The organism is Salipiger sp. HF18 (genome assembly GCF_011806505.1).
GTDB classification, from domain to species: Bacteria; Pseudomonadota; Alphaproteobacteria; order Rhodobacterales; family Rhodobacteraceae; genus Salipiger; species Salipiger thiooxidans.
Window position 1 is genome coordinate 1 of the sequence record NZ_JAATOS010000327.1, and the last position, 4,513, is coordinate 4,513.

A 4,513-nucleotide genomic window follows, 5' to 3' on the forward strand; every position below is an offset into this window, starting at 1 on the left:
ACGAGAACAGCCCGGCGATGAGGTGCCAGACCCTGTCGAGGAAATCCGAGATCAGCGTGGTGCGGTACTCGCCGCGCGGGTCTGCGGGCAGGGTCTGGGGCTGGGTGCCCTCGGTCTGGGCGACGAGGAAGTTGCCGGCGTCGAAGATCATCACCCCGACCCCCTGCCGCAGGTCGAGCGCCGCGAGGGTACGGCCGAGGTCGAAGCCCGGATCGGTCCCCAGCGCCACGATGGGCGCCTCGGGCAGACTTGCCTCGAACACGTCGGCGATCAGCTCGGCGCCGGCACCGAGCGAATTGCCACGCTGCAGCACCAGCGTGTCGCGTGAGGAGTTCATCCACAGGATGCCCGCCACCAGCACGTTCAGCGCAATCAGGTTGAACGTGATGATCTTGCGGGTCAGCGGTGAGCGGTTGAGCGAGAAGAGGCTCCGGCGCGCGCGGCTGTCGCGCAGCTCCTTCTCGACGATGCTGTCGGGAGCTATGAAATCGTCGCCCAGCATGACATCCGCATCCTGCCTCTCACCCGATTGGTCGTCGCGCATCGGGATCCTTTCGGCGAAGGCCATCGCTTACTCTTCGTTGTACCGATAGCCGATGCCATACAGGGTTTCGATTGCGGAGAAGTCCGGGTCCACCGTCCGCATCTTCTTGCGCAGGCGCTTGATGTGGCTGTCGATGGTGCGGTCGTCGACATAGACCTGGTCGTCGTAGGCGACGTCCATGAGCTGGTCGCGGGATTTCACGAAGCCGGGGCGCTGGGCCAGCGCCTGCAGCAGCAGGAATTCGGTCACGGTGAGCGAGACGTCCTGCCCCTTCCATGTCACCGAATGGCGCAGCGGGTCCATGGTAAGCGAGCCGCGGGTCATCAGCTTCGTTTCCTCGGTGTCGCCGACCATGTCGGTGGCGACGGCCTCCTGGCGGCGCAGCAGGGCGCGGATGCGCTCGACCAGCAGGCGCTGCGAGAAGGGTTTCTTGACGTAGTCGTCGGCGCCCATGCGCAGGCCGAGCACCTCGTCGATCTCGTCGTCCTTGGAGGTCAGGAAGATCACTGGCATCTTGGACTTCTGGCGGACGCGCTGCAGCAGGTCCATGCCGTCCATCCGGGGCATCTTGATGTCGAAGACGGCCATGTCGGGCATCTTCTTGCTGAACGCATCGAGGGCGGACTGGCCGTCGTTGTAAGTTTCGACCTCGAACCCCTCTGCCTCGAGTGTCATCGCCACGGAGGTCAGGATGTTCCTGTCGTCATCCACAAGAGCGATCTTCGACATACGCAAGTTCCTTGTTATCTGCTCTTCTTACGCGACTTTTTTCAGCAGTATGCGGGATACCGCATTTTTCAACAATGCCAAACTGCGAATCACGACGTCGAGCGCGTTCATTGCAGATGAAATTCTGTAAGAAATGGCTAAAATGTCCGAGCGTTTGACGGGTGTCTCGGCAGCCTCGCGCCGGTGCTAACGCTAAACCAAACTTGGTTGCGCTAACTTTGATTTGCGTCCTGTTCCAGTGCCAATTCACCGTGCTAAGGCACTGATGCCGGGGGTGGGAACTTCCGGCGGACGGGGGAGGCTTTCCGTCGTTTCCGTCCTGAATGACGACCGCCGCGGCACGTAGCGGCTACAGGAGCTTGGCAGATGACATTTGGACGGGTGAACCCGCAATTCCGGCTTGAAGATCAAGGGATCGAAGGGCTGGGCAATGTCTATTACAATCTTATGGAGCCGGCGCTGATCGAGGCCGCCCTGAAACGCGGCGAGGGCACGCTCGGCAAGGGCGGCTCCTTCTACGTCACCACCGGCAAGTTCACCGGCCGTTCCCCGCAGGACAAGCATGTGGTCAAGACCCCGTCGGTCGAGGACAACATCTGGTGGGAGAACAACCGCGCGATGACGCCCGAGGGCTTCGACGCGCTGCACGCCGACATGCTCGAGCACATGAAGGGCAAGGACTACTTCGTGCAGGACCTGACCGGCGGCGCCGATCCGGCCTACTCGATCAAGGTCCGCATGGTGACCGAACTCGCGTGGCACGGCCTCTTCATCCGCCACATGCTGCGCCGCCCCGACCGCGACGCGCTCGACGAGTTCGTCGCCGATTTCACCGTCATCAACTGCCCGAGCTTCAAGGCCGACCCGGCCAAGCACAACTGCCGCAGCGACACGGTGATTGCGCTGAACTTCGACAAGAAGACCATCCTCATCGGCGGCACCGAATACGCCGGCGAGAACAAGAAGTCGGTCTTCACGCTGCTCAACTACATGCTGCCGCTCAAGGGCATCATGGCGATGCACTGCTCGGCCAACCACGCGCCGAACAACCCGGTCGACACCGCCGTCTTCTTCGGCCTGTCGGGCACCGGCAAGACCACGCTCTCGGCCGATCCCGAGCGCGTCCTGATCGGTGACGACGAGCACGGCTGGTCGGACCGCGGCACCTTCAACTTCGAGGGGGGCTGCTACGCCAAGACCATCTCGCTGTCGCCCGAGGCAGAGCCCGAGATCTTCGCCACGACCTCCAAGTTCGGCACCGTGATCGAGAACATGATCTACGATCCCGAGACCTTCGAGCTCGACTTCGAGGACGACTCGCTCACCGCCAACATGCGCTGCGCCTACCCGCTCGAGTACATCTCGAACGCGTCGTCGACCGCGCTCGGCGGACACCCGAAGAACATCATCATGCTGACCTGCGACGCCTTCGGCGTGCTGCCGCCGATCGCGCGGCTGACCCCGGCGCAGGCGATGTACCACTTCCTGTCGGGCTTCACCTCGAAGGTGGCGGGCACCGAGCGTGGCGTGACCGAGCCGCAGCCGACCTTCTCGACCTGCTTCGGCGCCCCCTTCATGCCGCTGCGCCCCGAGGCCTACGGCAACCTGCTGCGCGACAAGATCGCCAAGCACGGCGCGACCTGCTGGCTGGTCAACACCGGCTGGACCGGCGGCGCCTACGGCACCGGCCACCGTATGCCGATCAAGGCCACTCGTGCGCTGCTGCACTCGGCCCTGAACGGCTCGCTGAACAAGGTCGAGTTCCGCAAGGATCCGAACTTCGGCTTCGAGGTTCCGGTCGCGGTCGAGGGCGTGCCCGAGCTGCTGCTGGATCCGCGCCGCACCTGGTCCGACAAGGACGCCTTCGACGCACAGGCCGAGAAGCTGGTGAAGATGTTCGCCGACAACTTCGAGCAGTACGTGCCCTACATCGACGAGGACGTGAAGGCCGCCGCCATCGGCTGAGCCGCGCCCCGGAGTGCCTGATCGACGCCCGCCCAGCCGGCGGGCGTCTTTCTTTGCGGGGGTGTTTGCGGGGACGGGGGTTTTCCTGCGCGGCCCGGCAGGCTGTCCCGGCAGCGCATCCACACGTTTTCGGAGAGTGCCGTGCCCGTGCTGCGACCGACCACCCTTGCCGCCTGCCTGCTCGTATGGCCCTGCCTCGCCGCCGCGGCGCCGGCCGAGTCCTATGCGCACGAGCCGGTGGTGATGATCGACCACGGCATCATCTGCCAGGTGACGCCCGAGGGCTCGCGCGAGGCGCCCGACACGATCATGGGCGCGATCAACCTCGTCGGCCAGAACCGCGAGATGGACATCACCACCCGCGTCGTCCCGGCCAAGACGGGCATCAGCTTCGGCGTCAAGTTCACCCTGCTGCCGGGGGCGGGCGACCGCGACGTGACGGTGATCGTCACTCACCCGCCGATGGGCCCCGAGGGCATCACCCGCGAGACCTGGGTCGCGCCGCTGGCCGAGGGGCGCAACAGCCTCAACCTCTTCACCTTCGAATACCCCTACGAGCTGGTCACCGGCGAGTGGATCATGGCGATCGAGGAGGGCGGCGAGCGGCTCATGGAGCAGCGCTTCGAAGTGGTCTCGGAACTGGCGGCACCGGCGGTGCTCTCGGTCTGCTACGGGCAGGATTTCGTGTCCTGAGCCGCGGCCCGCGGCTTCTCCACATGTCCACAGCCTGTCCACATCTCCACAGGCGTCATCTTGGGCGCAGCCCTCAGGAGTCCACAACTTATTGCGTTGTCCACAAATATTTCGCTTTACAGAAGATGCCCCCCACAGGCACGATATATGGTAAGGGGAGGGGAACAACTCCCAGCCCCTAGAGCAGTCAGCTAGCGCTTGGGGCGTTGCCTTTCCCCCGGCGCTACGAGCACAAGAGGTGGCGCATGGCACTGTCCGAAGAGTTTCTGAGCGACGAAATTCACCCCATCGACATCGTCGAAGGGCTGGCCGAACACCATGAGTGGGATTTCGACCGCGTGGCCGAGGACCAGATCGCCATGGCGGTCGAGGGCCAGTGGCGCACCTATTCCATCACCCTCGCATGGTCGCCCTATGACGAGACCCTGCGCCTGATCTGCACCTTCGAGATGGAGCCCCCCGAGGACGCCATGCCCCAGCTCTACGAGGGCCTCAACGCGGTCAACGACCAGTGCTGGGCGGGCGCGTTCAGCTACTGGGGAGAGCACAAGCTCATGGGCTACCGCTACGGCCTCGTGTGGG

The 4,513-nt window shown here is 64.2% G+C and carries 5 protein-coding genes; 3 read left to right on the forward strand and 2 right to left on the reverse strand.

The window, feature by feature from the left end:
• Both HC022_RS19665 and HC022_RS19670 read right to left on the reverse strand, forming a co-directional pair.
• A partial coding sequence (locus HC022_RS19665) for a sensor N-terminal transmembrane domain-containing protein (protein ID WP_175583653.1) occupies positions 1–568 on the reverse strand: 568 nt, incomplete at its 3' end.
• 3 nt (positions 569–571) lie between these two features.
• Positions 572–1,273, reverse strand: coding sequence for a response regulator transcription factor (locus HC022_RS19670; protein WP_008883524.1), 702 nt, complete (start codon positions 1,271–1,273; stop codon positions 572–574).
• Between the two features lie 366 nt (positions 1,274–1,639).
• Between HC022_RS19670 and HC022_RS19675 the strand changes: the two genes are divergently transcribed.
• The 3 genes from HC022_RS19675 to HC022_RS19685 all read left to right on the forward strand — a co-directional run.
• On the forward strand, positions 1,640–3,238 hold the full coding sequence (locus tag HC022_RS19675; RefSeq protein ID WP_089958849.1) for a phosphoenolpyruvate carboxykinase: 1,599 nt from the start codon (positions 1,640–1,642) through the stop codon (positions 3,236–3,238).
• A 141-nt stretch (positions 3,239–3,379) separates the two neighbouring features.
• On the forward strand, positions 3,380–3,931 hold the full coding sequence (locus tag HC022_RS19680) for a DUF3859 domain-containing protein (protein WP_368484703.1): 552 nt from the start codon (positions 3,380–3,382) through the stop codon (positions 3,929–3,931).
• Positions 3,932–4,176: 245 nt separating this feature from the next.
• Positions 4,177–4,513 (forward strand): YbjN domain-containing protein (locus HC022_RS19685; protein WP_167453554.1); only part of this gene is annotated, 337 nt, incomplete at its 3' end.

Excerpts from the sequence above, each read along its gene's own strand:
- HC022_RS19670 (WP_008883524.1), bottom strand. The coding sequence starts at position 1,273 with ATGTCGAAGATCGCTCTTGTGGATGACGACAGGAACATCCTGACCTCC.
- HC022_RS19675 (WP_089958849.1), top strand. The coding sequence starts at position 1,640 with ATGACATTTGGACGGGTGAACCCGCAATTCCGGCTTGAAGATCAAGGG.